Origin of the sequence: Streptomyces sp. NBC_01012, from assembly GCF_045162755.1 — a bacterium.
Lineage (GTDB): Bacteria > Actinomycetota > Actinomycetes > Streptomycetales > Streptomycetaceae > Streptomyces.
In genome coordinates, this window is record NZ_CP108688.1 from 475833 (window position 1) to 502726 (window position 26894).

25 protein-coding genes are annotated in these 26894 nt (G+C 70.8%); 9 read left to right on the forward strand and 16 right to left on the reverse strand.

Going from position 1 to position 26894, the window contains the following annotated elements:
- Window positions 1–42: 42 nt before the first annotated feature.
- Window positions 43–1488 (forward strand): amidohydrolase family protein, encoded by a 1446-nt coding sequence (locus tag OG623_RS02045; protein ID WP_406143705.1) that lies wholly within the window; start codon window positions 43–45, stop codon window positions 1486–1488.
- Window positions 1489–1914: 426 nt separating this feature from the next.
- Here OG623_RS02045 and OG623_RS02050 read toward each other — a convergent pair whose 3' ends face one another.
- The 3 genes from OG623_RS02050 to OG623_RS02060 all read right to left on the reverse strand — a co-directional run bounded on the left by OG623_RS02050 (window position 1915) and on the right by OG623_RS02060 (window position 3567).
- Window positions 1915–2271 carry a GNAT family N-acetyltransferase gene (locus OG623_RS02050; RefSeq protein WP_406143707.1) on the reverse strand — a complete coding sequence of 119 codons (357 nt, stop codon included), beginning with the start codon at window positions 2269–2271 and terminating at the stop codon, window positions 1915–1917.
- 38 nt (window positions 2272–2309) lie between these two features.
- Window positions 2310–2735: an aspartate 1-decarboxylase gene (gene panD, locus OG623_RS02055; RefSeq protein WP_406143709.1), complete on the reverse strand. Its 426-nt coding sequence runs from the start codon at window positions 2733–2735 to the stop codon at window positions 2310–2312.
- Window positions 2736–2802: 67 nt separating this feature from the next.
- A complete protein-coding gene (locus OG623_RS02060; RefSeq protein ID WP_406151639.1) occupies window positions 2803–3567 on the reverse strand; it encodes a DeoR/GlpR family DNA-binding transcription regulator in 765 nt (254 codons plus the stop codon).
- Window positions 3568–3872: 305 nt separating this feature from the next.
- On the opposite strand from OG623_RS02060, the gene OG623_RS02065 reads away from it, so the two are divergent.
- The 8 genes from OG623_RS02065 (at window position 3873) to OG623_RS02100 (ending at window position 13177) form a co-directional block, all read left to right on the forward strand.
- On the forward strand, window positions 3873–4955 hold the full coding sequence (locus OG623_RS02065; RefSeq protein WP_406143711.1) for a sugar ABC transporter substrate-binding protein: 1083 nt from the start codon (window positions 3873–3875) through the stop codon (window positions 4953–4955).
- A 45-nt stretch (window positions 4956–5000) separates the two neighbouring features.
- Complete coding sequence (locus tag OG623_RS02070; RefSeq protein ID WP_406143713.1) at window positions 5001–6239, forward strand: sugar ABC transporter permease; 1239 nt, start codon at window positions 5001–5003, stop codon at window positions 6237–6239.
- A gap of 4 nt (window positions 6240–6243) precedes the next feature.
- Entirely contained in the window at window positions 6244–7755 is a 1512-nt protein-coding gene (locus OG623_RS02075) for an FGGY family carbohydrate kinase (RefSeq protein WP_406143715.1), read from the forward strand.
- Complete coding sequence (locus tag OG623_RS02080; protein WP_406143717.1) at window positions 7752–9251, forward strand: FGGY-family carbohydrate kinase; 1500 nt, start codon at window positions 7752–7754, stop codon at window positions 9249–9251. The genes OG623_RS02075 and OG623_RS02080 overlap by 4 nt, the downstream gene beginning before the upstream one ends.
- Complete coding sequence (locus tag OG623_RS02085) at window positions 9248–9871, forward strand: histidine phosphatase family protein (RefSeq protein WP_406143719.1); 624 nt, start codon at window positions 9248–9250, stop codon at window positions 9869–9871. The genes OG623_RS02080 and OG623_RS02085 overlap by 4 nt, the downstream gene beginning before the upstream one ends.
- Entirely contained in the window at window positions 9868–10911 is a 1044-nt protein-coding gene (locus tag OG623_RS02090; protein ID WP_406143721.1) for a 2-hydroxyacid dehydrogenase, read from the forward strand. The genes OG623_RS02085 and OG623_RS02090 overlap by 4 nt, the downstream gene beginning before the upstream one ends.
- Window positions 10912–11007: 96 nt before the next feature.
- A complete protein-coding gene (locus OG623_RS02095; protein ID WP_406143723.1) occupies window positions 11008–12519 on the forward strand; it encodes an MFS transporter in 1512 nt (503 codons plus the stop codon).
- Between the two features lie 31 nt (window positions 12520–12550).
- On the forward strand, window positions 12551–13177 hold the full coding sequence (locus OG623_RS02100; RefSeq protein WP_406143725.1) for a TetR/AcrR family transcriptional regulator: 627 nt from the start codon (window positions 12551–12553) through the stop codon (window positions 13175–13177).
- Window positions 13178–13216: 39 nt separating this feature from the next.
- On the opposite strand, the gene OG623_RS02105 is transcribed toward OG623_RS02100, so the two are convergent.
- The 13 genes from OG623_RS02105 to OG623_RS02165 form a co-directional block, all read right to left on the reverse strand.
- Window positions 13217–14065, reverse strand: a complete 849-nt coding sequence (locus OG623_RS02105) for an ABC transporter permease (RefSeq protein WP_406143727.1) — start codon at window positions 14063–14065, stop codon at window positions 13217–13219.
- A 32-nt stretch (window positions 14066–14097) separates the two neighbouring features.
- Window positions 14098–15156, reverse strand: coding sequence for an ABC transporter substrate-binding protein (locus OG623_RS02110; protein ID WP_406143729.1), 1059 nt, complete (start codon window positions 15154–15156; stop codon window positions 14098–14100).
- Window positions 15157–15170: 14 nt separating this feature from the next.
- Window positions 15171–16763, reverse strand: coding sequence for a carboxylesterase/lipase family protein (locus OG623_RS02115; RefSeq protein WP_406143731.1), 1593 nt, complete (start codon window positions 16761–16763; stop codon window positions 15171–15173).
- 26 nt (window positions 16764–16789) lie between these two features.
- Entirely contained in the window at window positions 16790–17482 is a 693-nt protein-coding gene (locus tag OG623_RS02120; RefSeq protein WP_406143733.1) for a GntR family transcriptional regulator, read from the reverse strand.
- Between the two features lie 66 nt (window positions 17483–17548).
- Window positions 17549–18409: an amidohydrolase family protein gene (locus OG623_RS02125; protein WP_406143735.1), complete on the reverse strand. Its 861-nt coding sequence runs from the start codon at window positions 18407–18409 to the stop codon at window positions 17549–17551.
- Between the two features lie 43 nt (window positions 18410–18452).
- Window positions 18453–19436: an ABC transporter substrate-binding protein gene (locus OG623_RS02130; RefSeq protein WP_406143737.1), complete on the reverse strand. Its 984-nt coding sequence runs from the start codon at window positions 19434–19436 to the stop codon at window positions 18453–18455.
- Window positions 19437–19475: 39 nt separating this feature from the next.
- On the reverse strand, window positions 19476–20354 hold the full coding sequence (locus OG623_RS02135; protein WP_406143739.1) for a hypothetical protein: 879 nt from the start codon (window positions 20352–20354) through the stop codon (window positions 19476–19478).
- 15 nt (window positions 20355–20369) lie between these two features.
- Entirely contained in the window at window positions 20370–21551 is a 1182-nt protein-coding gene (locus OG623_RS02140; RefSeq protein WP_406143741.1) for a DUF3500 domain-containing protein, read from the reverse strand.
- Between the two features lie 69 nt (window positions 21552–21620).
- Entirely contained in the window at window positions 21621–22532 is a 912-nt protein-coding gene (locus OG623_RS02145; RefSeq protein ID WP_406143743.1) for a hypothetical protein, read from the reverse strand.
- A gap of 5 nt (window positions 22533–22537) precedes the next feature.
- Complete coding sequence (locus tag OG623_RS02150) at window positions 22538–24190, reverse strand: thiamine pyrophosphate-binding protein (protein WP_406143745.1); 1653 nt, start codon at window positions 24188–24190, stop codon at window positions 22538–22540.
- Window positions 24187–25257: an amidohydrolase family protein gene (locus OG623_RS02155; protein ID WP_406143747.1), complete on the reverse strand. Its 1071-nt coding sequence runs from the start codon at window positions 25255–25257 to the stop codon at window positions 24187–24189. Before OG623_RS02155 ends, OG623_RS02150 begins: the two co-directional genes overlap by 4 nt.
- A 59-nt stretch (window positions 25258–25316) precedes the next feature.
- Complete coding sequence (locus tag OG623_RS02160) at window positions 25317–26177, reverse strand: HpcH/HpaI aldolase/citrate lyase family protein (RefSeq protein WP_406143749.1); 861 nt, start codon at window positions 26175–26177, stop codon at window positions 25317–25319.
- Entirely contained in the window at window positions 26174–26866 is a 693-nt protein-coding gene (locus OG623_RS02165) for an SRPBCC domain-containing protein (protein ID WP_406143751.1), read from the reverse strand. The genes OG623_RS02160 and OG623_RS02165 overlap by 4 nt, the downstream gene beginning before the upstream one ends.
- Between the last annotated feature and the right edge of the window lie 28 nt (window positions 26867–26894).

The following is a 26894-nucleotide window of genomic DNA, read 5'->3' on the forward strand; positions in this document are numbered from 1 at the left end:
GGTCGGGGACCAACTGTTGCAGCGATCACGGCAAGGAGCGACATGAGCAGGTATGTGGAACCGTCCTCGGTCGAGGGACGTGTGCGGCTGCGGGATGTCACCGTGGTCGACCCGCTGGACGGGACACACACCACCGGACAGGACGTGGTGGTCGAAGGTGGGCGGATCACGTCCGTGACGGCGACCGGCGGCCCGGTCACGGACGCGCACGTGGTGGAAGGGCGGGGCCGGTTCCTTGTACCGGCGTACCAGGACATGCACATGCACGCCCTGAACACCCCGGAGGACGTCGACGGCACCTATGCCCTGATGCTCGCCAACGGCGTCGTCGGTTTCCGCCAGATGTCCGGCAGCAGGGCGCTGCTGAAGTCCCGGCGCGAGGGCACACTGCCCCGGCCGACCGGTGCCCCGGCGCTCAGGGCGACCGCCGGCGACCTGCTGACCCCGCTGAACGCCGGCACTGTGGACGGCGCGGTTCAGGCTGTACGGGAGCAGCACAGGGACGGTGCCGACTTCGTCAAGGCGGGGATGACGACCGGCGAGACCTTCCTGGCAGCCCTGCAGGAGGCGAACCGGCTCGGCATCCTCCTGGGTGGCCACCTTCCGGCCGATCTCGATCCCCGGGAGGCGGCGCGCGGTGGGACCTGGTCGATCGAGCACCTCGGCCCCGGTGTCACCATGTTCGCGGCGGCCTCGTCCCAGGAGGGTGAGGTGCGTGCCAGGAACGCCACCCGCAAGCTCCCGCCGATCCCCAAGGTCAGGATCCCGGGCGCCGACAGGCTGGCGACGAAGCTGATCAAACGCATGGTCGTGAACCCCGCGACCAGCACCTCGGAGCTGGAGGCGCACGCCTACGAGCTCGCCGACGGCTCCTACGACCAGCGGAAGGCGGAGGAACTGGCCGCTCTGTTCGTCGCGCACACCACCTGGCAGTGCCCGACCCTGATCCGGGTCCACACCCAGCAGTTCGGCGACTCACCCCAGCACACGCAGGACCCCAGGCGTCGCTACATGGCTCCGGGCGAGCTGCGCGCCTGGGACAGGTCGTCGAGGAAGTTCGCCAGGCTCCCCGCCGTCACCCGCGACGCCCTGCACCACCACTGGGACGCGCAACTGCGGATGACCAGGACCTTCGCGGACGCCGGCGTCCCGATGGTCGCGGGCACCGACGCCTGCGGAGCCGCGGGCATCATCCCCGGCTTCGCCCTCCATGACGAGTTCGACCATCTCGCGGAAGCCGGGATCGACCCGTTGACCATCCTGCGGATGACGACGACCGAACCCGCCCGCTTCCTCGGCGACGAGGGCGCCTCGGGCCGGGTCCTCCCCGGGATGCCGGCCGACCTGGTGCTCCTGACCGAGGACCCCCTGGAGGACCACACCGCCCTGCGTCGGATCGCGGGCGTGATGAGGGCGGGTTCCTGGTGGTCCCGCGCCGACCTCGACGCCGTCCTGGAACGCGTCGCGGCCGATCCCGGCGCCCGCTGAACGGCTCCCTTCGCCCGGCCGGTCAAGGACTCGGCCCGCATCTGTGCGTTCGTCGAGGACATGGCGATCATCGACGGATACGCGGTGGCCCGCTCAGCCGGCCGGCTGGGGCGAGGGCTCGGGCTCAGGTACAGGTTCAGGGTTCGGGTTGGGCGGCTGCGGAATCGGGTCGGGCGCGGGGCCGGGCGGTACGGGGCCCGGCGGTGCGGGTGGCGGGGCGGGCACCGGCGTCGGCGGCCCCGGCGCGGGCGGGGGCGTCGGCGTGGGCACAGGGTCGGGACTGGGGTGCGTCATCTCGGTCCTCCAGGTGCGACGAACGGGACGCGATGGATCTCCTCTCCACCGTCTCCCGGTGCGGCTTCCCTCGCCCGCCGAGTCCATACGTACGCGCCGTGACTCCCGGCCGGGGTTCCCCCGACCGGGGGCTCAGAACAGCTCGGGATGGGACCCGAGCTGCCGCTCGGCCCGGCGCACCAGGTCTTCGGGCGCGGCGGGCGCCAGATCGGGGTGCCGCAGCGCCCACGCGGCGACGTACGGGCAGAGGGGGACGACGGGTACGCCCTGGCGGGCCGCCAGGGCGTAGAACTCCCGCGCGAGGGAGCCGGCGATGCCCTTGCCCTCGTGCTCGGGCTGGACGACGGTGTGCACGGCCACGAGCGCACCCGGTTCGGGATACATCGCAAAGTACGCGATGATTCCCGCGGCCGAGCCGTCCGCGTAGGCCACGAGCTTCCCGTTCTCGCGGTCGTCCCGGATCTCCGTTGCGGTGTTCTTCTCTGCCATGGCGAGCGCTCCCTCGCACGGTGGACGCGTGGGACGGATCAGCCTCGTGCGGGGACGGCCTGCGGGCTGCGCTCGGTGCGCGTGCCCGGCACGGGGGCCGAGGCGTCGGTGCCCAGGGCCACGATGCGGTTCTCCGCGTCGACGTGCACGACGCTCGGCACGAGGGCGCGTGCCTCGGCTTCGTCGACCTGGGCGTAGCTGATGAGAATGACCAGGTCACCGGGGTGCACGAGGTGGGCGGCGGCGCCGTTGATCCCGATGACGCCCGAGCCGCGCTCCCCCTCGATGACGTACGTCTCGAGCCGGGCGCCGTTGTCGATGTCCACGATGTGCACGAGCTCGCCGGGCAGCAGGTCGGCGGCGTCCATGAGGTCGGCATCGACCGTCACGGAGCCCACGTAGTGCAGGTCGGCCTGGGTCACGGTGGCCCGGTGGATCTTGGACTTGAACATGGTACGCATCATCGAGGTACTCCTGGTCCGAGGCTCCCTGCCTGCGTTTTTGCAGGTCAAGTGCTGTTTCTCTACCTTACTACGAGTCGTGTGCCGGACGCGGCTGCTCCGGGCGGGCCACGAGGACCTCGACGCCGTCGGCCTGGAGGGCGTCGAGGTCGAAGGCCGGGATCCCGGAGTCGACGACGACCAGGTCGAAGGCGGTCACGGGGGCCAGCTGGTAGAGGCCTCGGCGGCGGAACTTCGTGTGATCGACCAGGAGGATCTTGCGCGCACAGGCGTCCATCAGGGCACGCTTCACCGCCACCGTCTCCTGGGACTGGTGGTAGCAGTGGCCACGGGTGATGGCGGTCGTGGAGGCGAAGAGCGTGTCGGCGCTGAGACTGGCCACGGCGTCCACGGTGCGCAGGCCGAGGAAGGCGTCGTAGGCGGGGTAGTAGGTGCCGCCCAGCGAGATGAGTTCGATGCCCGGGCTGCCGGCCAGCGACTGGGTGACGGGGCCGAAGTTGGTGATCACGGTCAGCGGGGCGTGCCGGCCCAGGAGACGGGTGAGCGCCAGGGCCGTCGTGCTGTCGTCGATGACGACCGCTTGCCCGGGCTTGACCAGAGGCAGGGCGGCGCGGGCGATGGCTTCCTTGGCCGCCGCCATGGCGCGGGCGCGGTGGCGGACATCGCCGTGGAAGGCGGTCGAGGGCTGAGCCGTCGCGCCTCCTCGGACCTTCCTCAGCCAGCCTCTGTCCTGCAGGTGGTCGAGATCGCGTCGGATCGTCATGGCGGTCACGCCCAGCTCGTCCGCCAGCTGCTCGATCCGGACGAAACCGGTGTCCACGACTCGGGCCTTGATGCGCTCGCGCCGTTCACGGGGCTTCCTGCCACTTACTCCGGCCGGCTGTCGGTCCTCTGCTCCCACAAGCGCTCCTGTTCGTTTTCTGTGAAGTGAACATTCCCCGCCGACGCCCTCGCCGCGCTCCGGGACGAGGACCGACGGCCGGGCTCCGCATCCCGAATGCCGGGGCCCGGACGCCGAGGGAACATCGAATACGGGGGAAACGGCACGGCAATTGTTCAATTACTGCGGCCCGTTGACACAAATGAAACATCTGAGTTTCCTGAGCGTTGCCTTCAGCGTCCATGCGCAGGGAGTGGAACATGAGAAGACCTGCACATCTTGTTCTCACCGGCATCCTCGCCATGGGCGCCCTCGTGTCATGCGCGGAGGAACCCGGCACGGCCGGCTCCGACGGAAGCGGAAACGGCGGTGGGAGCGGCATGGGCAAGGTCGCGTTCCTGATGCCCGACCTGGCCTCCACCCGCTACGAGCAGTACGACGCCCCGCTCTTCAAGAAGCGCATGGGCACGCTCTGCCAGGAGTGCCAGGTCATCTATCAGAATGCCGACAGCGACGCGGCGTTGCAGCAGCAACAGGCCAACTCGGCGATGGCGCAGGGCGCCAAGGTCATCGTGCTGGACCCGGTCGACTCCGAATCGGCGTCCACCATCGTGCAGATGGCGCATTCCCAGAGCGTCAAGGTGATCGCCTACGACCGCCCGGTGTCGAAGAAGCCGGCGGACTTCTATGTCTCGTTCGACAACGAGGCGATCGGCGAGGCCATCGGCCGGTCGCTGGTCGGCCATCTCGAGAGGACGGGAGCGAAGGGCGGACTGCTCCAGGTCAACGGCTCTCCCACCGACGCCGCCGCCGGGCTGATCAAGAAGGGCATCCACAAGGCCGTGGACGACAGCGGGTTCGATCTGCTCGCCGAGTACGACACCCCCGACTGGTCGCCGGAGAAGGCGCAGCAGTGGGTGAGCGGGCAGATCGCCCAGCACCCGGGCCGGATCGCCGGTGTGGTGGCCGCCAACGACGGCACGGGGGGCGGCGCGATCGCGGCCTTCAAGGGAGCCGAGGTGAAGGTCCCTCCGGTCACCGGCAACGACGCCGAGCTGGCGGCGGTCCAGCGCGTCGTCTCGGGCGACCAGTACAACACCATCTCCAAGCCCATCAGGACGGTCGCCGAGGCGGCGGCGGTGGCCGCCCATCAGCTGATGAAGGGGGAGAAGCCCGAGGCGGACACGACACTCTTCGACACGCCTTCGCAGCTCTTCGAACCGACGGTGGTGACGCGGGACAACGTCGGGAAGGTCGTGCTCGGTCCCGGCCGGGTGTTCAAGGCGGCGGATGTCTGCACCCGTGTGTACGCGGACGACTGCCGGCGTCTGGGCATCGAGTAGCGGCGTGCCGTACCGGAGCGGGAGAGGGTACGTATGACGAGCTCCATGATCACGAGCGTTACGGGCCAGGAACCACCGGACGGACCTCCATCGGCACGGCACGGTTTCCGTGACAGCGTCCGCGACACGGTCCGCAGGGCCAGGGCAGGCGATCCGGGCATGCTGCCGGTCGTCGCCGGTGTCGTGGTGATCTGGACGATCTTCCAGTCCCTGAACCGGACGTTCCTCTCCAGCACCAACCTGGTGAACCTCGCCTTCGACATGGTGTCCCTGGGGGTGATCGCGCTCGGCGTGGTGTGCGTCCTGCTGGTCGGCCAGATCGACCTGTCGGTGGGCTCCGTGAGTGGTGTCGCCGCCGCCACCACGGGTGTGGTGATGGTCCGTCATGAGCAGTCGGTGTGGCTGGCGGTCCTGCTGGCGGCCGGTGTCGGTGCGGTGATCGGCTGGGTCTACGGGCAGATGCTCAACCGCTTCGGAGTGCCCAGCTTCGTCGTCACGCTCGGCGGCCTGCTGGCCTTCCTCGGTACCCAGCTGTGGCTCCTGCGCGGCCAGAACGCCATCAACCTGCCGTACGACTCCGGCCTGGTGCGGTTCGCCCAGGTGTGGTTCGTCCCCGAGGCACTGGCCTACGCCCTCACGCTCGTGGCGGCCGGAGGGTTCCTCGCCGTCGGTCTTGCGCGTGCCCGCGGCCGCCATCGCGCCGGACTGCCGTCCGACTCACCTCGGTGGCTGCTCGTGCGCTCACTCGTGCTGACGGCGGCGCTGCTGTTCGCGGTGTACTACCTGAACCGCACCCGTGGTGTGCCGTGGATGTTCGTGCTCTTCGTCGCGCTGGTCCTGGTCCTGCACCACGTCCTCACCCGGACGGGGTTCGGCCGGTCCCTGTACGCGGTGGGCGGTAACGCGGAGGCCGCCCGCAGGGCGGGTACCGACGTACGCGCCGTGTACACCGCGGCGTTCGTCATGTGTTCGACGCTCGCCGCGACCGGCGGGGTCCTGGCCGCGGCCCGTCTCGCGGCAGCGAACCAGAGCACGGGCACGTCGGACGTGAACCTCAACGCCATCGCGGCCGCGGTGATCGGCGGGACGAGCCTCTTCGGCGGCCGTGGCTCCGCCTTCGCCGCCCTGCTCGGCGTCCTCGTCATCCAGTCGATCTCCAGCGGGCTCACCCTGCTCAATCTCGACTCCTCGTACCGCTTCATCATCACGGGCTGCGTGCTGCTGGTCGCCGTCGCCCTGGACTCCGCCGCCCGCCGCTCGCGGCAGGCGCACGGAAGGGGCTGAGAGCATGACGTCGTTGGCCATCGACGCCGGCACCACCACGGTCAAGGTCGTCGGATACGGCTCCGACGGAAATGAACTGACGGTCAGTCACCGCTCGACCCGGGCGCTGAGGCCCGAGCCCGGCCGGGCCGAGCAGGACATGGACCAGGTCTGGACGGCGGTCGCCTCCGCGACCAGGGAAGTCGTGGCCGCGCTGCCCGAGCCGCCCGAGCTGGTCGCCGTCACCGGGCAGGGCGACGGGGCGTGGCTCGTCGACGGCCTGGGCCGCCCCACCGGGCCCGCCGTCCTGTGGAACGACGGCCGGGCCGCCGGGCTCGTCGCCGGCTGGGAGCGCGACGGCACCCTGGAGCAGGCCTTCAGGATCTGCGGTTCCCGGCTGTCCACCGGTATGCCCAACGCCGTACTGGCCTGGATGCGGGAGCACGACCCCGACCGGACACGCCGCTCACGCCACCTGCTGACCTGCGGCGGCTGGCTCTTCCTGAAGCTCACCGGAGAGGCGGCCGTGGACGAGTCCGAGGCGTCCGCGCCCTTCCTGGACATCGTGCGCCGCACCTGGTCCGACCGGCTGTTCGAGCTGTACGGCCTGGAGTGGGCCCGTGAGCTGCTGCCCGCGCTCAGGGACGACGACCACCGTGTGACGGCGCTCAGCACCACGGCCACCGAGGCGACCGGGCTGCCCGCCGGCATTCCGGTGGTGCTGGCGCCCTACGACATCTGCGCCACCGCCATCGGCTCCGGCGCCGTCAGCACCGGACGGGCCTGCACCGTGCTCGGCACCACACTGTCCACCGAGATCGTCAGCGACTCGGCCGGCGGTGTGCTCACCGACGACCCGGTGGGCATCACCGTCACCCTGGGCGTCCCCGGCCACTATCTCCGCGCCTTCCCCACCATGAGCGGCGGCGACATGCTGCTCTGGGGTGCACGGCTTCTCGGGCTGGACTCCGTCAGCGGCCTGATGGCCCTGGCCGAGCGCGGCTCCGACGGCACGGCCGGAGTGCGCTTCCTGCCCTATGTCTCATCGGCCGGGGAACGCGCCCCGTTCTTCGACCCGGGAGCCCGTGGTTCCCTCTCCGGCCTCTCCCTCGACAGCGGCCGGGAGGATGTGGCCCGCGCGGTGGTGGAGGGCGCCACCATGGCCATCCGCGACTGCCTCGCCGCCTCCGTGGCCGCCCCGGAGCTGCTGACCCTCAGCGGCGGCGGTGCCCGCAGCGCGTACTGGACGCGGCTGATCGCCGATGTCGTCGGCCTGCCCGTGGCGATCCCCGCCGACACGGAGACCGGGGCCCGCGGCGCCTGGCTGACCGGCATGGTCGCGACGGGCCGCGAGCCGGACTTCGCCACCGCTGCGGCACGGCACGTACGCATCTCCGCGACCTGTGAGCCGGACCCGGCCAAGGGCCGGGCCCTGGACGCTCGTTACGCGGAGTTCCTCCGGCTGCGGGAGCTGCACCGGCCGATCTGGGCGCTCGGGCGTGAGGGCTCGGGGCTCTCCGGCGGAGCGCGCCCATGACCGACGACAGGGGCCAGGACGTATGGCTGGGCGTCGACCTGGGCACGCAGGGGGTCCGCGCGGTCGCCGTGACCTCGGAGGGCCGGCTGCTCGGCACGGGGTCGTCGCCGCTGACCGGTGACCGGCGGGGCGAACGTCATGAGCAGGACCCGCAGCAGTGGTGGCGTGCGGTCTGCTCGGCCGTCGGACAGGTCTGCGCCGCGGGCGCCGACCCGCGCCGTGTCCGGGCGATGGCCGTCGACGCGACGTCCGGAACCATCGCTCTGACCGACCGGCACGGCAGGTGTGTCACCCCCGGGCTCATGTACGACGACGGCCGGGCCGGCGTGGAGGCCGAGCAGGTCAACGCGGTCGGTGAGCGGCAGTGGGCCAAGGCCGGCTACGGGCGGATGCAGCGTTCCTGGGGGCTGCCCAAGCTCCGCCGGCTGCTCGACCGGTATCCGCACGCGGTGGCGGACGGCTGGCGTCTCGCCCACCAGAGCGATGTGATCAACCGCAGGCTCGTCGGGCACGACGTACCCACCGACACCAGCAACGCACTCAAGTCGGGGGCCGACGCCGCCACGGTGACCTGGCCCGAACAGGTACTCGCCGAACTGGGTGTCCCCACCACGGCCCTTCCGGACCTGGTGCTGCCGGGCACCGTCATCGGAGAGGTCTGCGCCGATGCCGCGGCCGAGTGCGGGCTCGTCCCGGGGATCCCCGTGGTCGCGGGGATGACCGACGGCTGTGCGGCCCATCTGGGCTCCGGGGCGACCGCCGTCGGCAGCTGGAACTCGGTCCTGGGCACCACGCTCGTCCTCAAGGGTGTCACGGAGGACCTGCTGCACGATCCGAACGGTGTCGTCTACTCCCACCGCTCCCCCGCAGGCCACTGGCTGCCCGGCGGCGCTTCCAGCACCGGTGCGGGCCTGGTCGCCCGGGAGTTCCCCGGTGCGGACCTGGACCGGCTGAGCGAGGACGCCGCGCCGCTGCTGCCCACCGGGCTGCTGCGCTATCCGCTGGTCTCGCCCGGGGAGCGGTTCCCCTTCGTCGCCCCGGACGCCGTGGCGTTCCGCAGCCGTGAACCCGCGGGCGGCGCCGAGGACTTCGCCGCGCTGATGCAGGGCGTCGCCTACCTCGAACGCCTCTGTTTCGCCTCTGTGGATCTGCTCGGAGCCCCGACCGACGGGGCCGTCGTCCTCACCGGCGGCGCGACCCGGAACCTGGTGTGGAACCAGCTCCGCGCCGATGTGCTGGGCCGGCCCGTGTCGCTGCCCCGCCATGCCTCTCCCGCGCTCGGCATGGCCGTGCTCGCCGCCTCCGCCTTCGGGGGTCCGGGCGGTCTGGACCGTGCCGCGGCCTCGATGGTGCGGCCCGGCCGGACGCTCGAGCCACGGGCCTCGCGACGATCCGCGCATGACGAGGGCTACGGCCGGCTGCTCGATCTGCTCGTCGAGCGCGGCTGGCTGCCAGGGACCGTGGCGGCCCACGCACGGAAAGGGACCGCACCATGAGCCTGCATGTCTTCCTCGTACGGCACGGGGAGAGCGTCTGGCACGACGAGAACCGCTACGCCGGGGTCAGCGACATCGACCTCTCCGAGCGCGGCCGTGCCCAGGCCGCCCGGCTCGCCTCCTGGGCGGGGCGGGCGGAACTCACGGCGGTCTGGTCGTCACCGATGCGACGCTGCCGGCGGACCGCGGAGGGGAGCGCGGCCCACGCCGGTCTGCCGCTGCATCTCGAACCACGGCTGCGCGAAGTCGATTTCGGGATCGCCGAGGGGATGACCCGCGCAGAGATGCGGGAGAGTCTGCCGGGCACGCTCAAGGCCTTCGACACCGACCCGGTCGGCAGCCACTTCCCCGAGGGCGAGGATCCCGTCGCCGCCGGCGAACGCTACGCCGCCTTCCTCGCCGCTCTGCGGGCCGGCCACCCGGAGGGGCGCGTCCTCGTCGTGGCCCACTCGACCGCGATCCGGCTCGCCCTGTGCCGGCTGCTGGGTGTCCCGTTGCGTGACTACCGCCGTGTCCTCCCCTACCTGGCCAACTGCGCGTTGAACGAAATCGTCCTCGGCGAGGGCACCCCCTCGCTGCTGTCGCTGAACCAGCACGTGACCCCAGGAGTACCCGAGTGACCACGATCCTCGCGGCCGGCGACCACTTCGTCCGCAACTCCCTGCTCACCGAGCACATCAGGCCGGTGGCGCCCGAGGCCACCGTCCGCGAACTGACCCTGCCCTGGCCCGTCGAGCCCTTCGGCGCGGTGGCCGAGGTCGACGAGGCCTCCGGTACCGAGGACCAGCTCATCGAGGCGTTGGACGGTGTGGACATCTGCGTCACCCAGATGGCACCGCTGACGGAACGGGTCCTCGACGCGAGCCCGGGACTCCGGCTGTTCTGCGTCGGCCGGGGCGGCCCGGTCAACGCCAACCTCGCGGCCGCCACCCGGCACGGCGTCGCGGTCACCTTCGCCCCCGGCCGCAACGCCACGGCCACCGCCGAGCACACCGTCGCCCTGATGCTGGCCGCCACCCGCCGCGTCCCCGCCACGCACCAGGACCTCACCGCGGGTGTCTGGCGGGGCGACTACTACCGCTACGACAGCGTCGGCCCCGAGCTGGCGGGCAGCACGGTCGGCATCGTGGGTCACGGCGCCATCGGCTCCCGGGTGGCCCGCATCGTCCACGGCTTCGGTGCCCGTGTCCTGGTCGCCGACCCGTACGTCGACGGGGCCGGCCTGGCCCAGGCGGACCCGGTGGAGCTGGTTGGCCTCCCCGAGCTGATGCGCCGCTCCTCCTTCGTCACGGTGCACGCCAGGGCCACTGCCGGGACCGAGCGGCTGCTCTCCCGTGAACTGATCGGGCTCATGCCTCCCGGCGGCGTACTCGTCAACTGCGCCCGTGGCTCCCTGCTCGACTACGACGCCGTCTGCGACGCCCTGGACGAGGGCCGGCTCTTCGGCGCGGCCTTCGACGTCTACCCCGAGGAGCCGCTGCCGCCCGGCTCCCGGCTCCTGCGCACCCCCCACGTCGTCATGACCCCGCATCTGGCCGGCGCCAGCAGGCAGACCGCCCACAACGCGTGCGCGCTCGTGGCCGGTGAGGTCGGCCGGTTCCTGGCCGGCCGTGCCCCTGCCCACTGCGCCAACCCGGAGGTGCTGCGGACCGGGTCCTGACCGTGGGCCCACTTGGCCGGGCGGAACCGTCGAAGGTAGCTTTGTCATCCGTTGATGACATCAGTGGATGACATACCGCGCCCGGGAGAGCATCGAATGACCGGAATTCCCGTACGCTCCCGTCCCGGCAAGGGCCCGACGAGCGGTACCCGCAGCCGCATACTGCTGCCCTCGCTGATGTTCACGGCCATGTCGGTGTCCGTGATCAGCACGCTGGGGGCCCCGATGGTGCCGACCATCGCGCGCGAACAGCAGGTGAGCCTGAGCGCGGCGCAGTGGATCCTCACCGTGACCCTGCTGGCCGGAGCGGTGTCCGGACCGGTTCTCGGCAGGCTCGGGGACGGCCCCGGGCGGCGCGGGGCCATCCAGGGGGCGCTGGGCGGGGTGCTGGTGGGCAGTGTCCTGGCCGCGACCGCTCCCTTCTTCGGGCTGCTCATCGCCGGGCGGGCCCTGCAAGGTCTCGGGATGGGACTGATGCCCTTGGCCATCTCCGTCGCCAGGGAGCACCTGCCGCCGCAGCGCATGCGCACCGGGATCGCCTCGCTCTCCATCACCACATCGGTGGGGGCCGGCCTCGGCTATCCGGTCACCGGGATCATCGCCCAGCACCTCGACTACCGGGCGGGGTTCTGGTTCGCCGCGTGCCTGAGCGCCGTCGCCCTCGTCGTGGTCTCCCTGGTCGTGCCCGCCGGCTCCGCGGTCCCGCGACGTCCGCTCGACGTGACGGGTGCCGTGCTGCTCTGTTCCGGTCTCGCGCTGCTCCTGCTGGCCCTGAGCCAGGGAGTGGCCTGGGGCCCGGCCTCGCCCGCCACCCTCGGATGCCTGGGCGCGGGCGTCCTGGTGCTCGCCCTGTGGATGGTGCAGGCCTCGCGCGCCAGGCATCCGCTGGTGGACATCCGGCTGGTCCGCAACCGCGCGGTGCTGGCCGCCAACACCACGGCCCTGCTGATGGGCATCGGGATGTACGGGGTGCTGTCCCTGGTCAACCTCTTCACCCAGGTACCCGACGGGGCCGGGTACGGCTTCCATCTGTCCCTGACCGCCACCGGTCTCGTGCTGATGCCCCTGTCCCTGGGCAGCATCACGGCCAACCGTCTCGCCTCGGCCCTGGTGCTGCGGATCGGGCTCTACCGGGTGCTGCCGCTGGGCGCGCTGCTGGTCTGTGTGGACCTGATCATGCTCGCCCTGTGGCGGGACCACCTGAGTGTCCTCGTCCTGGGTACGTTCCTGCTCGGCAACGGCGTGGGGGCCGCGTACGCGGTCATGCCCCTGCTCATCGTGCGTCATGTCCCGCCGTCCGAGACCGGGAGCGCGACGAGCTTCAACCAGGTCCTGCGTACGGTCGGCGGTTCGGTGGGCAGCGCCGCCATCTCGGCGATCATGCTGGCCCACACCCCGGCCGGCGCCGCCTTCCCCACCGGTGACGCCTACACCACGGCGCTGCTGGCGACGGCGGCCGCGTCCTTCCTCGGTGTCGTCGCCGCCGTGGCCATGCCTCCGCGTCCGGCCGACGGCTCCACGGGGGAAACCGTGGGGGTGGCGAGCGGCGGGGGCATCGGTGCGCCGTCGGACGGAACCGGTTCGGGTATCGTCCGCCGTGGTTCCTGACCGGCGACGGAACCCACGGAAAGGACGGCCGATGGGCTCGGAGACGGATCGCCCGCGCGGCAGGAAGCGGGACTCCGACGCCACCAGGGCTGCCCTGCTCGACGCGGCCCGGGACCTGTTCGGCCGGCACGGGTACGAGGCGGTGACGCTGCGGGACATCGGTGAACGCGCCGGGGTCGACGCCTCCCTGATCGCGCGGTACTTCGGCGGCAAGGTCGCGGTCTACCGGTCGGCGGTCGCCGAGGACACCCGCGAGGTGAGCGCCTCGGCACAGACCCTGGACCTCGGCTCCTTCACCGCGTACGCCCTGCGCCGGGCGGACCGCAGAGGGGCGCCGGGTCCGCTCGTGCAGGCTCTGCTGTCGCAGAGCAGCGCCCCGGAGGTCCGCGCGTCGGCGGCGGACGAGATGCGCACCCGGCTCATCTCACCGCTGGCGAGCCGGCTGGCCGCGGAGGGCGCGGACGACCCGGAGGCGCGTGCCGAGGCGCTCATCTCGTGCCTCGTCGGTGTCATCGCGATGCGGTCCAGCGGGCTCTTCGACGGATTGTCCGCGATGCCTCCCGAGACGATAGGCGCCATTCTGGAGGCAGCTGTGCAGGCGCACACGCGGGGCGGCACCGCGCCGGGTGCCGACTCGGGGCACGCGGGCCCGGCATGACCCGCGCCGCGACGGCGGACAACGAGCTGGGGCAACCCGCTACGCCCGGCGGCGGGCGGCGAGACCCAGCCGCTTGAGGGCGTACGTGTCCAGGGCGGTCAGCACGCCGTTGAGGGCGAGCGTCAGCGCGACGAGGACGATCAGACCCGCGAACTCGGCGGCAGCGTCGAGGTTCTGCGCCGCCGTGAACAGTTCGTGGCCCACTCCCTCGGACGAGGCGATGAACTCACCGCCGATGACGCCGAGGATGGCGAGCGGCCCACCCGTCTTGAGCGCGGCGAAGAACGGAGCGGCCAGCGTCGGGATCGTCACATAGCCCAGGACGTGGTGCTTGCGCCCGCCCATCACCTGGACGACCTCGACGAGTTCGCGTTCCCTCAGCCGCAGCCCCAGATAGATGTTGTAGAAGACCACGAAGGCCACACCGGTCATGGCGATGGTGATCTTCGACCAGGATCCGATCCCGAAGAACAGCAGGAACAGCGGAGCCAGTGCGATCTTCGGGATGCCGTTGAGGGCGGCGACGAGCGGTTCGAGTACGCGCCCGAGCAGCGGGAACGAGCCCAGGACCAGGCCCATGACCGTACCGGCCGCGACACCGAGGCCGAAGCCCGCCAGCACCTCGACGGCCGTGACCTTGATGTCGGTCCAGCCGGTGGCCGAACCGAGCATCTCGGAGAGTGCCTGGGCCACGTCGGTGGGTTTACTGACCGCGTACTCGGGAACGACGGGGCCGCTCATCACCTGCCACAGGACGAGGGCGACCACGATGACCAGGAGACGCAGTGCGACGACGGTGGCGGTGCCGCGCCAGCGGGTGGGTGTCCTCCTGGGGGGTGGCGCCGCGTTCCTGGATTCGGTCACGGCCTTGCCGGTGACGGTTGCCATGGTCTGCTCCTTGCGCTCGGGGTCGGCCGGTGTCACGGCAGGTAGGTGTTGGTCCAGTCGTCGGTGGTGACCTCCGGGTCGTCCACCGCACCGATGTCCTTGACGAAGGCGACGGTCTTCTTCCAGCCGGCCTCGTCCTGCTCGGCGCTGCTCGGCCAGTCCACCTGTGCGACCGAGGCGCTCAGCACCGGGTCGGGCACGCCCGGCAGCGTCTTGCGCGCCGCTGCCAGCACCGCCTTGTCGGTGGGCTTGTGGGTGGCGAGGTAGGCGGTCGCCTGCTGTACGGCGGTGGCGAACCCCTTCACGGTGGCCTCGTTGGCCTTGGCGAAGCTCTTCTGCACCACGACCGCCTGGCCGTATCCGGCGTCGTCGTAGGACCACTGGGGCACCTTGAGCGGGTCGGCGACCACGACTCCGTCCCCCTCGTGCTGGACCTGGAGCGGGATCGGCTCGGAGGTGATGAACCAGTCGACCTCGCTCTTGGCGAGTGCGGCCTTGTCGGCGGCCGGGTTCGGCAGCGAGACCCACTTCAGCTTGTCCGGATCGACACCGTGGGCCTTGAGGAAGATGCCCGCCTCGGCCTTGGTGTTGGCGGAGCTGGCGCCGGCCGTCGAGTCGGCCAGGGCCTTGGCCACCTGGTCCGCCGGGGTGTCCGCGGTCAGGCCGTGCTTCTTGGCGAACGCGGAGCTGACGACCACACCGAGCGGGTTGCCCCCGCCGTTCGTGGCGACGGATATCTCCGGAAGGCCCTTGGAGAGTGCCGCCACATAGCTGGTGGGGCTGGAGTTGAGGACCTGCACCGATCCCGACTGCAGGGCCGAGGTTCCCGTCGATGCGCTCAGGGTGACGTATTTGATCTTGATGTCGTGCTGGTCGAAGTAGCCGTTCTCCTCCGCCACACGAATGGACAGGTCGAAGACGTTGCCGCTCACGCCCACCGACACGGTCGTCTTGCCGTCGGCGCCCACCGTGGCCGCCCCCTGATCGCCGCAGCCGGTCAGCAGGGCGGCGCCGAGTGTCACGGTCGAGGTCAGAGCGAGGACGCGGGGACGTGCGGGGCGACGTGTGTGGCGACGTGCGGGGTGTCGCATGGGAACTCCTTTGTTCACCAGGCCTGTTGAGTACGGAAGAAGCGGAGCCAGAAGTCGGTGCGATCCGGTTCGGCCACGGGGATGGGCCGGAAGTGCGCGCCTGTCTCCATGACGGAGCCGGCGTTGGGCGAGAACGCGGGCCAGTGGGGCAGGCCGGAGCCGTTGGGGTCGCCGGTGGCGACGAAGTTGATCCAGTAGGAGGAGAGGGTGCGGGCGATCTCGTGGTCCTCGTCGGTCCACGCCCCGGTACCGCCCGCGGGGTTGCCGAAGACGTAGTCGATCTCGGAGCCGTGGAAGGCCCCGCGGAGCCCGGAGCCCTGCGCGTCGGAGCGGTGGGTCCAGAAGTAGGTGTGCAGACTGCCGGTGGCGTGGCGGCTCCAGTCGACACCCCACAGGAAGGTGGAGAGCCGGGCGCTGTCGCGCGCCGCGGCGCTGCTCGCCGACGCCGCCTCGTCGTCCGTGGCCGCCGGGTAGAGGCGCAGGAACGCATCGGCCAGCGGGCCGAACTTCCTCTGTGCGGCGGCCAGATGCTGTTCGAGTGTGACATGGACGGGCGGCGAGCCCGGCCGGGTCACGCGTCGCCCGGCGCGCAGCGCGGCAACCAGTGTCTCCGGGACCGCACCGCTCTCGTCGAGGTTGCCGCCGGTGAGGTAGTCGACGTCGTTCTGGAGTCCCTTGGCGTATGTCTCGTCGTACCCGGCGGGGATCACCCACCCGTCGACGACCGGACGGAACAGGGGTGGCAGCCCCTCTCCCCCGGTCTCGACCCCGGTGTCGACCGGGTGGTGACCGTCGATCAGTTTGTGCCAGTGCAGCGTGCGCAGTTCGCGGACACCACGTGCGCCGTGCTCGCTCATGTACCGGGCGCCGGCCCTCTCCGCGTCGGCCGGCAGGCGGTAGGAGGTGGACAGGTAACGGAGTTCGGGGTCGTGTGCGTACCGGGCGTGGCTCTGTGCGACGGCCCGGTGGAAGAGGCCCGCCGCGAGCGGTGACATGGCCAGGAAGTTGACCATGCCGGCGCCCGCGGATTGACCGGCGATGGTGACACGGTCCGGGTCACCGCCGAAGTGGGCGATGTTGTCGCGCACCCAGCGCAGTGCGGCCACACAGTCGAGCAGCCCGTAGTTGCCCGATGTGCCGTGCTCCGACTCCTCGCTCAGCTCCGGTGTGGCGAGGAAACCGAAGGCGCCCAGGCGGTAGTTGAAGGTGATGACGACCAGGCCCTTCCCCGCCAGGTTCTCGCCGTCGTAGCGGGGGTGTGCCCCCGTGCCCTCGCGGAAGCTGCCGCCGTAGATCCATACGAGGACGGGGCGGAGGTCCGTGGAGGAGTCCGCGCCCGTCCAGATGTTGAGGCTCAGGCAGTCCTCGCTCATCGGCACGTCGACACCGGTGGCGGCGGCCTCGGTGGGTGCCTGCGGGCACATGGGGCCGAACCGGTCGGCCCGGAGGGTGCCCTCCCGGTGGGGCGGCGGCTGCGGTGGCCGCCACCGCAGGTCACCGACCGGCGCGGCGGCGTAGGGGACGCCGCGGAAGACGGTGACCGTGCGGTCCCGGCACGGGATGCCCTCGACGGGGCCCGCTTCGGTGTGCGCGGTGGGGCGGCGCATGAGGTCCTTTCCGCCCCGGCCGCCCGTCAGCCGACGGGCGGTTCTGGGGACGTGTCGAGCAGCAGCGCCCGGCGGGCGGAGCCGACGTGATGACGCATCGCCGCTGCCGCCGCGTCGGGGTTGCGGGTGACGATGGCGAGGAAGATGGCCTGGTGCTCGTCCAGCGACCCGGCCCTGGGGTGCCGCGCGGCGAGGTTGCGGTACTGGCGCATCACCAGGGGGTACAGCAACGTGTCGTGGGCGCGGGCGAGGGTCTGCTGGTGCGCGGCGAGCTTGATCTGCTGGTGCAGGCGCCGGTTGCCGCGCGAGTAGGCCTCCTGGTCGCCGCGGGACTGGGCCTCCTCCATCTCCTGGAGGGTGCTGCGCAGCTCCTCGATCTCCTCGGCCGTGGCCCGCTCCGCCGCCTTGCCGGCGAGTGCGGCCTCCAGGATCTCCCGTGCCTCCAGGATGTCCGCCGCCTCCTCCTCGGAGAAGCTGCGGGCCCGCACCCCGCGATTGACCTCGCTGGTGACGTACCCCTCCTGTGTCAGTCGCGCCAGCGCGGTGCGCATGGTGCTCCGCGACACGTCGAACATCCGGGTGAGGTCCGCCTCGGTCAGCCGCGTGCCGGGGGCGATGCTCCCCGACAGCAGCAGGGCTCGAAGCCCCTCGTAGGCATGGCTGTACCGGTTGCCCGACGCCTTCGCACCGGATTCGGCATCGATGCTGTCGCTGTCCACCTTGACCGCCCTTGTGTTCCGTGAGGATGAGACCCGAGGCGGGAACAGTAGCTGACGGCATCACGGTCAGCTCCCGTGCCCGCCCAGGGACGGGTACAGGCGCCGGGCCGTACCCGCGAAGATCTCCCGCCGGTCCTGCTCGGGCAGCCCTGCGAGGACCTTATGGGCCAGGGCGAGGAGTTCGGGCAGCGACTGCTCGGCCGCCGGGCAGTTGGACCCCCAGGCGATCCGCTCGGCACCGAACGCCTCGACGACCGGTCCGAGGAAGTCGGCCGCCGCGTCTCCGGCGTCGTCCAGCCGTTCGAGGTTGCGGTGGGTCAGCTTGAGGTGCAGGCCGGGATGGGCCGCGAGCTCCGCGACCTCGGCGCCGGCGCGTGCGGGCGAGCCGGCGATGTCGGGGTAGCCGATGTGGTCCAGGAGCACCTTGACCCCCGGGAAACGCTCCAGGAGTTCGGTGAGTTGGCCGGTGGCCGGTCCGAGGCGCATCTGGAGGCAGACCGGCAGGCCGAGGTCCCCGGCCCGCTCCCAGAAGGGGAACGTCTCGGGTGCGACGAACCACTCGCCCTGGGTGGGTACGGTGCTGCCGCTGGTGAAGAGGCGCACACCGGCCAGCCCGCCTTCGCCGACGGCGGCTTTGAGGTTCTCGGCTGCGTCCGGGCGCAGCGGGTCGACGGTGCCGACGGCGACGAAGCGGTCGGGCCACCGGCGGCTGCTGTCCAGGACGTAGGAGTTGTCGTAGCCGTAGTTGGTGGTGGCCTGTACCAGGACGGCCTGGTCGATGTCGGTGCCGTCCATGCGGCTGACCATGCCCTCGGCGGTCACGGGCCGGGTGGCGGCCCACGCCGACTGCTTACCCCCGATCGGGGCCTTGGGGTAGGCGGTCTGGTCCTCGGAGATGATGTGGCAGTGTGCGTCGACGACGTCCACGGTGGGTGCTCCCTTGTCTTCGGTGTGTTCCGGTGTGCCCGGTTCAGGCGTCCGGGTAGTCGCCCGCGGCGAACAGCGCCTTCAGGTCGGCGGGGAAGTCCGCGTCGAGCAGCCCCTGGTCCTTCCCGAACCGCACCATGGCGTTCAGGCTGGGCTCGTTGGCGGTGATGCCGTACGGGACGGGGTCTCCACCGATCGCGTGGCCCTGGCGGGCGAGGCGGGGCACGGCCGACCAGTCGGGGTGTGCGGCGAGGTGCCGGCGCTTGCTCTCGGCGAACGCCGCGTACAGCTTGGCCGGCAGGTCCGGGTCGTTCTTCACGAGTTCGGAGCGGATCGAGATCAGGGAGTGCAGCGGGTAGATGCCGGTGCGCAGGTAGTGGTCCGCGGCAAGCGTTCCGGCTTCGGGAAAGAGGGGGTAGGGGCCCTGGTCCGCGCCGGGTTCGGGTTCGGCCGTCGCCGTCCAGCCGGCCTTGGGGGCGCCGGCCCGTCCGGTCCCCGCGTTGCCGGTGAGGGCGGCGTCGATCTCTCCGGCGCGCAGCAGCTCGCCCAGTGAGCGGCCGTCGGTGACCCGCTCGACGTTGGACGGGACGCGGCCCTCGATGTGGTCGTCGTCGTCGACGACCCAGGTGATGGTGTCGATGTCCACGCCGTACTGGTCGCGCAGCACACCGCGCACCCACACACCGGTGCTCACGGAGTAGGCGCGTACGCCGATCCGGCGTCCTTCGAGGTCTCTCGGCACACGGATGCCGGAGTCGGCGGCGCACTGCACATCGCCGTGGTGGAAGCGCCGGTTGAGGAACACCGGGATCGCGGTCAGGGCGATGCCCTCCTGACGTGCCATCAGATAGGAGACGGGTGCCAGTTCGCACACGTCGAACTCCAGGTCCCGGATCATCCGCCGGTAGGCGCCGATGACCGGCTTGACCTCCACCGGCTCGACCACATATCCGTCGATCTCGGTGCCACTGTCCAGCAGCGCCTGCGCGTGCGGGTAGTCCCCGAGAACCACCGTGAGCTTGTCCATGTCCTGTCTCTCCCTAATCTTCTGTATGCACCGTTGTCTTCAGCCGCCGAGGCGGTCGGGTGTGACCCCGAGGGCCACGCAGGTGCGTTCGACGAGCTCGTCGTAGTCGACCGCGCGCGGGATCACGTCCTGTTCCAGGGCGTAGCCGGCGGCCTTGGTGAACGCGGCACGCAGTGCTTCGAAGCCCACCGGGTGCAGGGCGACCCGGCCGCCCTCCTCCTTGGCGGAGAGCACCGAGCGCATCGCGTCGTACGCGGCCAGGACGGCTGCGGGGTGCTCCGCGGCGGCGGCCTCGGACACGCCGACCACGTGGTTGACCGGGATGAACCCCTGATCCTTCGACCACTGGTCGGCGACCTCGTGGGCGTGGTCGACGGCCGTGTGGATACGGTCGTCGGAGGGCAGTTCGTTGCCCATGATCCCGAAGTCGACCCGGCCGTCGAGGAAGTCCGCCGGCAGCTTGGTCCCCTCCGGTGCCCGCTTCACCCAGGACGGGTCGACGGCGCCTTCGACGTGGTGGCCCTCGTACGTCGTCCACCGCGCCTTGCGCAGGTCGACGCCGTACTGCTCGGTGAGGAAGCCGCGCACCCACACACCGGTGGTCTGGCTCCAGGCGCGGACTCCGACGCTGTGCCCCTCCACATCGGCGACCGACAGTTTCCCCAGGGTCACCAGCGTCTGGTGCTGGTGGCGGCCCAGGGTGGTGACGGGCAGCAGCAGCACCGGCTTGCCGTGGGCGACGGCCTGCAGGACGGTCACGATCGCCAGTTCGCAGAGGTCCACGTCGGACCGGTTCACGAAGCCCCGGGAGGCCTTGTGGACCGGCTTGATGTCGACACGCTCCGGCTCCGAACCCGCTTCGCGGGCCGCCGACAGTGCGGCTGCCGCGAGGTCGTCACGGCCGAGCACCAACTTCATTTCTCTCTCCTCCTGCTAGGGGTTCCGGTGGGCCGTCGGACCCGCTGGTCCGTGGTGGTGCCGCTCGTGGTGGCGGCGCAGCAGGTCGATGCCGAAGTCGTTGCCGTTGGGGGTGCGGACGACCGTGTGGATGTGCCGGCGCGAGGGGTAGTCGTTGTCGAAGAGCACACCGGGCATGTGCTCGAACTCGACGAGGATCACGGGGCTGTGGAAGCGGTAGTAGAAGGTGCCGTCGGGGTCACCCACCCAGCCGAAGTGGGTGTCCCCCTCGTGGGTCAGCACCTCTTCCATGCGTACGCGGGCGTGTCGGTCGCCGGCCCGGTTCACGTACAGCCCGAGCAGCCGGCGCGCGGTCTCCCGCTGGCCCGGTGACATCTCGCTGAGCCGCAGCCCCCGCTGGTCGAGCTCGAAGTTGTCCCGGAAGGCGCCGCCGAACAGCTCCGACGGCAGGGTGTCCGCGATGACGGCCCGCTCCCGCTGCCCGCCGTCGAGCCGGGTGAACAGCTCGTGGCCGAGTGCCTCCTCGCCCCGGAAGGCCACCGTCCCGGCGTACTTCCCGGAACCCGCGACGACAGGCTCCGCACCGAGGAAGGTGGGGGTCAGGACCATCTGGTTCCCGACGAGGACGCAGTTGATGTTCACGTGGTGTCCGTCGAGCTGCCAGCCCCAGGGGCCGCCGTTCTCGGGGTCCCCGTAGAGGGAGAACCAGTACAGCCACTCGTTCAGCCCGTGCGTGTTGTCGCTCAGCTCACCGATGGTGAGGTTGAGACGCATCAGGTCGACCGCCTGGCGGTATCCCTCCGCGCTGAGGCTCTCCCGGATGACGGCCAGGGCACGCCGGCGCCCCGCGTCGTCGAACTCCTCCAGACAGATGCCGTGGCGCAGGAAGTAGCGGGCGCCGTTGTTCCAGTGGCGCCAGCTCACGTCGTCCATCGGGAACCGGCCGTCGGCGAGCTGTTTCTCCGTCAGCCCCGCCAGGTAGTCCTCCGCCGCCCGGTACACCGGACGCACGTCCGCGCCCGTGTCACGCAGCGGGAACAGCCCCGGCCGTATGCCGTCCGACGTGGCCACTCCCCTGAAGGGCTCGTCCGCCGCCTTCACCCGCCAGGCGACCTTTTCGAGCAGGTCGGGTGTCCATACCTCCGGTTCGCGCGTCGGCGGGTTGCCCCGCTTGCGCAGCCCCACGGGCTCTCCCATCGCTGCTCCTCCTCTCGGTGTTCCTCCGTGGGTACGCCGCCGGGCGGCGCACCCCTGTGGACGGGCTCCTCAGGCGTCGAGGAAGGCCGTACTCTCCGCGATGGCCCCGACGTCCACCGGCTTTTCGATGAGTTCCTGCTCCAGGGCGTAGCGTCCGGCGATGTGGAGGCAGGCGGTGAGTGCGTCGCTCCATCCGGTGGTGACGGCGCGTCCGGCGGGTGTGTCGTCGCGCTGGTCGGCGGTGTCCGCGACGGCCTGCTTCAGGGCCCCGTAGAAGGCCTGTACGGCGTCCCGGGAGTCGCGCAGGACGTCGTCGCGCACGACCAGGAGGTGGTTGGCGGGGATGGTGCCGTGCCGTTCGGTCCAGGCGAGGCCCGCGTTCTCGGCGTCGGTGACGAGCGGGACCAGTCCCGCGCCCTGTCCGCCGATGGCCTTCGGGCCGAGCACGGCGGCGGTGACGTCGTGGGAGTGCAGCAGGTCGGCGACCCGGCCGGCCTGGGACCGCTCGACGTTCGGGGGGTTGGTGTACTGGGCGACGTGGACGTCCTCGGTGGTCACCCAGGTGACGTCGGATGACGTGACCCCGTACTCCTCGTGGAGCCAGCCGCGCACCCACAGCCCCGTGGTCTGCCCGTAGGCGCGGACGCCCACGCGGTGGCCCGCGAGGTCCCCCGGGCGGATCTCCGGGCCGTCGGGCAGGCGGGTCAGGGAGCGGTGGTGGGTGCTTCCCACCAGCACCGCCGGCAGCAGGGTGAGGGGGATGCCGGCGTCGCGTGCCTGGAGGAAGGTGGCCATCGGCATCTCGCAGATGTCGTAGGCCAGATCGCGGACCATCCGGGCGAAGGCCGGCGGCAGCGGGGAGGACTCCGGGTACCGGCAGTCCACCCCGTCGACGGGGACGGTCCCGTCCTTCAGCGGGCGGGTGTGCGGATGGTTGCCCAGCATCACGTTCAGCGATGCCCGGGGAGTGGTGCTGCTCATGTGGCTCAGACGTCCTCTCCGTACTGGATGCGGCGGTACGGGGTGCTCAGTACCTCGCGGGTGATGCGCACGTCGATCACGGTGGGCCCGGGTGCCCGTACGTACGCGGCCAGCGCGTCGCTCAGCTCCTGCGCGGTGCGGACCGTGGCGCCGCCGCCGCCGAGTGCCTGGGCGACCGCGCCCAGTTCGGGTGTGGGGATCGTCGCGAGCTCCGGATCAAGTCCCTTGGCCTTCGCCTTGTGGTACTCGGCGCCCAGACCCTGGTCGTTCATCACGACGACCAGCAGCGGGATGTCGTAGCGCACCGCCGTCTCGAATTCGGAGAGGTGCATGATGAAGCTCGCGTCGCCCTCCACCACGAAGCCGGGCTTGTTGCCCTTGGCGACCATCTGGCCCAGGGCGATCAGCGGGGCCTGGCCGATGGCACCGAACATGCCGTAGTTGGAGAGCACGTCACGGGAGCGCTGGAAGAGCATGGTGCCGAAGTCGGTCTGATGACCGCTGCCCAGCACCAGCCCCATCTCGCCCGGGAGTTCGTGGTCCAGGATCCAGATCGCCTCGCGCGGGTCGAGCCGTCCGGGCTCGCGCACGTACTCCGGCTGATGGAGCCGGCCCGTCAGATGCCGGCGGACCGGGTCGGTGTGGTAGCCCTCCAGGTGGACGGACCGCTCGTCGAGCACCCGGGTCAGTTCACCGAGGGCGGTGACGGCGTCGGCCTGGAGGTAGCAGTCGGCTCGTTTGCCGTTGCCCATCACCAGGTGCGGGGCCGTGTCGATCTGGATGTACTTGGCCTCGGGGTAGAGGTAGCCGCTCTCGATCGTGTAGTGGTTCAGGCTGGCGCCCACCGCGATGACGCAGTCCGCCTCCTGGAGGAGTTCCATCGACAGCTTGTCGCCGAACAGACCCGAGAGGCCGACATGGAAGTCGGTGCGGTCGCACAGCCAGTTCTTCGCCTGGAGTGTGGTGGCCAGCAGGCCGCCGGTCCGCTCCTGGAGCGCGAGGATCTGTTCGCCGGAGTCCGCCGTGCGCGCACCGCGCCCTGCGATGATCACGACGCGCTTCGCGTCCTGGATCAGATCACAGGCGGCCCGGAGCCTGGACGGATCGGGCAGCAGCCTGGGCTTCTCGATCAGCGCGGTGGAGGGGACGTAGTCCTCTTCGTAGTCGTCCAGCTCGGCGACCTGGACGTCGAAGGGGGCGCTGATCATGACCGGCCTGGATTTCGTCCGTGCCAGGTAGAAGGCGTCCCGCACGGCTTCCTGGGCGTTCTCGGGCCTGGTCACCTGGATGAACTCGCACTCGATCGCGGCGGCGAAGCGGCGCTGGTCGAGATACTGGGTGGCGCCCTCGTCACCCAGCGGGGTCTCCCCGCAGAACGCGACCAGCGGGGTGCCGGCGCGGCTCGCGCAGAGCATCGAGGTGGCCAGCTGCGAGACACCGGGGCCGCTGGTCGTGGTGACCACGCCCGGCTGCCCCGCACCACGGGCCCAGCCGTCCGCCATGCCCAGACCTGAGCCCTCGTGCCGCACCTCGTACAGCCGCACTCCTCGGTCGGCGAGCGCGGCCATCCAGTGCATGTTGGCGTCGCCCATCATGCCGAAGACATCGCTGGTGCCTTCCTTGACGAACGCATCGGCCAGTGCTTCGTAGACCTTCACTTCTGGAACTCCTTCTCATGACCCGCGCCGGTCGCCCGGGCCTTCAGGACGCCTTCGAGCCGGGAGAAGACCCGCAGCGCGTTGCCCCCGTACACCGCCCGGCGGTCGGTGTCGCTCAGGCCTTCGATGGAGTCGAGGGTGTATTTGGTGTCGTCGAACCGCCGGCCGGTCTCCGGGTCCACGCTGCGGACGGCGCCGATCATCTCCGAGGCGAACAGCACGTTCCGCGCGGGGATGATGTCGAGCAGGAGCTCCATGCCACGCTTGTGGTACACGCAGGTGTCGAAGTGGACGTTGCGCAGGACCGACTCCTCCAGGGGCGGCCGGCCGCGGTCCTGCATCATCCCCCGGTAGCGGCCCCAGTGGTACGGGACGGCTCCGCCGCCGTGCGGCAGGATCAGCTTCAGCGTCGGGAAGTCCTTGAACAGGTCCGACTCGCACAGCTGCATGAACGCCGCCGTGTCACCCGCCAGGTAGTGGGCGCAGGTGCCCTGCATGGCCGGGTTCCTCGACATCGCGACATGGATCATCGCGGGGACGTCGAGCTCGACCATCTTCTCGTACAGCGGGTAGTAGACCCGGTCCGTCAGCGGCGGTGCCTGGTAGTAGCCGTCCGAGGGGTCCGGGTTCAGCAGACACCCGACGAAGCCCAACTGCTCGACGCAGCGCCCCAGTTCGGCGACGGAGTTGCGTACGGACGCGGGCAGTGCGTCGCCCGGGGACTGCGGGAGCTGGCACACTCCCACGAACCGCTCCGGGAAGAGACCACACACCCGTGCGATCAGGTCGTTGCTGACCCGCGACCAGTCGAGGCTGGTCCGCTCGTCACCGTAGTGGTGGGCCATCTTGCCCGCGCCCGGCGAGAAGATGGTCAGGTCGGTGCCGCGCTCGGTCTGCAGCTTCAGCTGCCCGTTACCGATCGCGCCACGGATCTCGTCGTCGCTGATGTGCAGTTGGTCGGGCGAGACGCGGGCGCCGGACTCCTCGAGCGCCTGGATCTGCTTCTCACGCCACTCCCCCAGCGCCGGGGGCGCCGTGGTGAAGTGACCATGACTGTCAATGATCATGTACTACTCCGGAATGTGGACGGTGCGGTGGTCACGTGTGTGAGGGGCCCCGGGCCACATCAGGCGCGGCCGGTCAGCTTCCTGGCCTTGTGCAGACCGGGATAGGTGCGCACCGGCGCCGACATCAGGAACCGGTAGCCGTCCTTGAGCGCCTGCTCGACGTTGTCGGCCGTCACATGCGGATGCCCCACGGCGACACCGCGTTCGTTGCAGATGTCGAGGATCCGCCGCTTGCACTCCAGCACCCGCGGATGCTCGTACTGGCGGGGGAAGCCGAGTTCCTGGCTCATGTCACCCTCGCCGATCAGGACCAGCCCGATGCCCGGCACCTGGTCGAGGATGTCCGGCAGATTCCTGATGCCGAGCTGGTCCTCGATCATGAGGCCCACCAGGATCTCCCCGTCCGGGGCGAGCGGCCACACATCGGCCCTGGCGTAGTACTCGATGTTCGAGATGCCCCAGTAGCGGGTGGCGGCGTGCGGGCCGTCCCCGCGCAGGCCGGCCGGCTCGTGGCGGGGGGCGTCGGGCAGCCGGGGGTAGCGGCAGGCGGCAACGGCGTTGCGGGCCTCCTCCACCGTGGAGATGTGTGGCCAGACGATGCCGAACGCACCCAGGTCAAGGGCCTGTTTGGCGTGCCACTGCGCCTTCTCCGCGCCGTTGGCGGGGATCCGTACGATGGGGGTCACATCGGGTGCGAGGCTCTCCGCCTCGAAGACCCGCCGCCTGTTCAGCAGGTACTGGAAACTGTCCTTCAGCGCGTTGATGTCCCACGGCTTGTGCTCCATCTCGAACACCACCGCGTCGTAGTCCGAGTTGCTCAGCTCGACCGCGGACGTGGGATCGGCCGCGGAGAACGTCGCGAGGACATGCTCACCCGCCTCCAGCGCGCCGATCACCTTGTTGAGCCTGGATGTTGTCATCGCCGACCTCCCTGGCCGATCGCTCCACCGGATGTGTTCCGCGAACCCCGCGAAGGCTGCCCCTGGCGTCCGGACCGCCGTCCTGCCCACCACGCCCGCAGACGGGCGAACAGCCCGGTGGGCCGTGGCCCCGGGGCCGGGTGCGGCTCGACGGGGGCCTCCGCCGGGGCGGGGGCGGGGACGGGGGTGACGGTCGCGGGCGACTCGACGGGTTCGGCCGCCGCGACCGGTTCGGCGGGGGTCGCGCATGTCTCGACGAGCTGCTCGGTGAACTCCTTGGTCATCCTGGAGACCACCATCCCGGCGCCCGACTCGATCAGCTTGGCGAGCTTGCCGTTGAGTTTGATCTCGCCGTCGCAGAAGACCCGTGAGGAGTCCGGGCTGTCCCCCTCGACGACCCGGAACGTGGCACTCGCACTGAAGCGGGTGGCACCCTGCCCGTCCGCGCCGCGGGCCGTGAGACGGCCCTCGTGTGCGGACTCGTCCAGGTCGAGGGAGATGCGGGCGGCGAACTTGACCCGGAGTCCGCCGAACCTGATGGCCAGGGTGCCGTCGAAGGACCCGTCGTCGTGCGAAGCCCCGAGCTCGGCTCCGCCGATGCAGGACACTACGGCCGACGGATCGGAGATGACCTCCCAGACACGTCCGGGCGGACTCGGTACGGGAATCTCTTCCGTGATCGATATCAAAGCGGTGAACCTCACTGGGAGGCAGGTG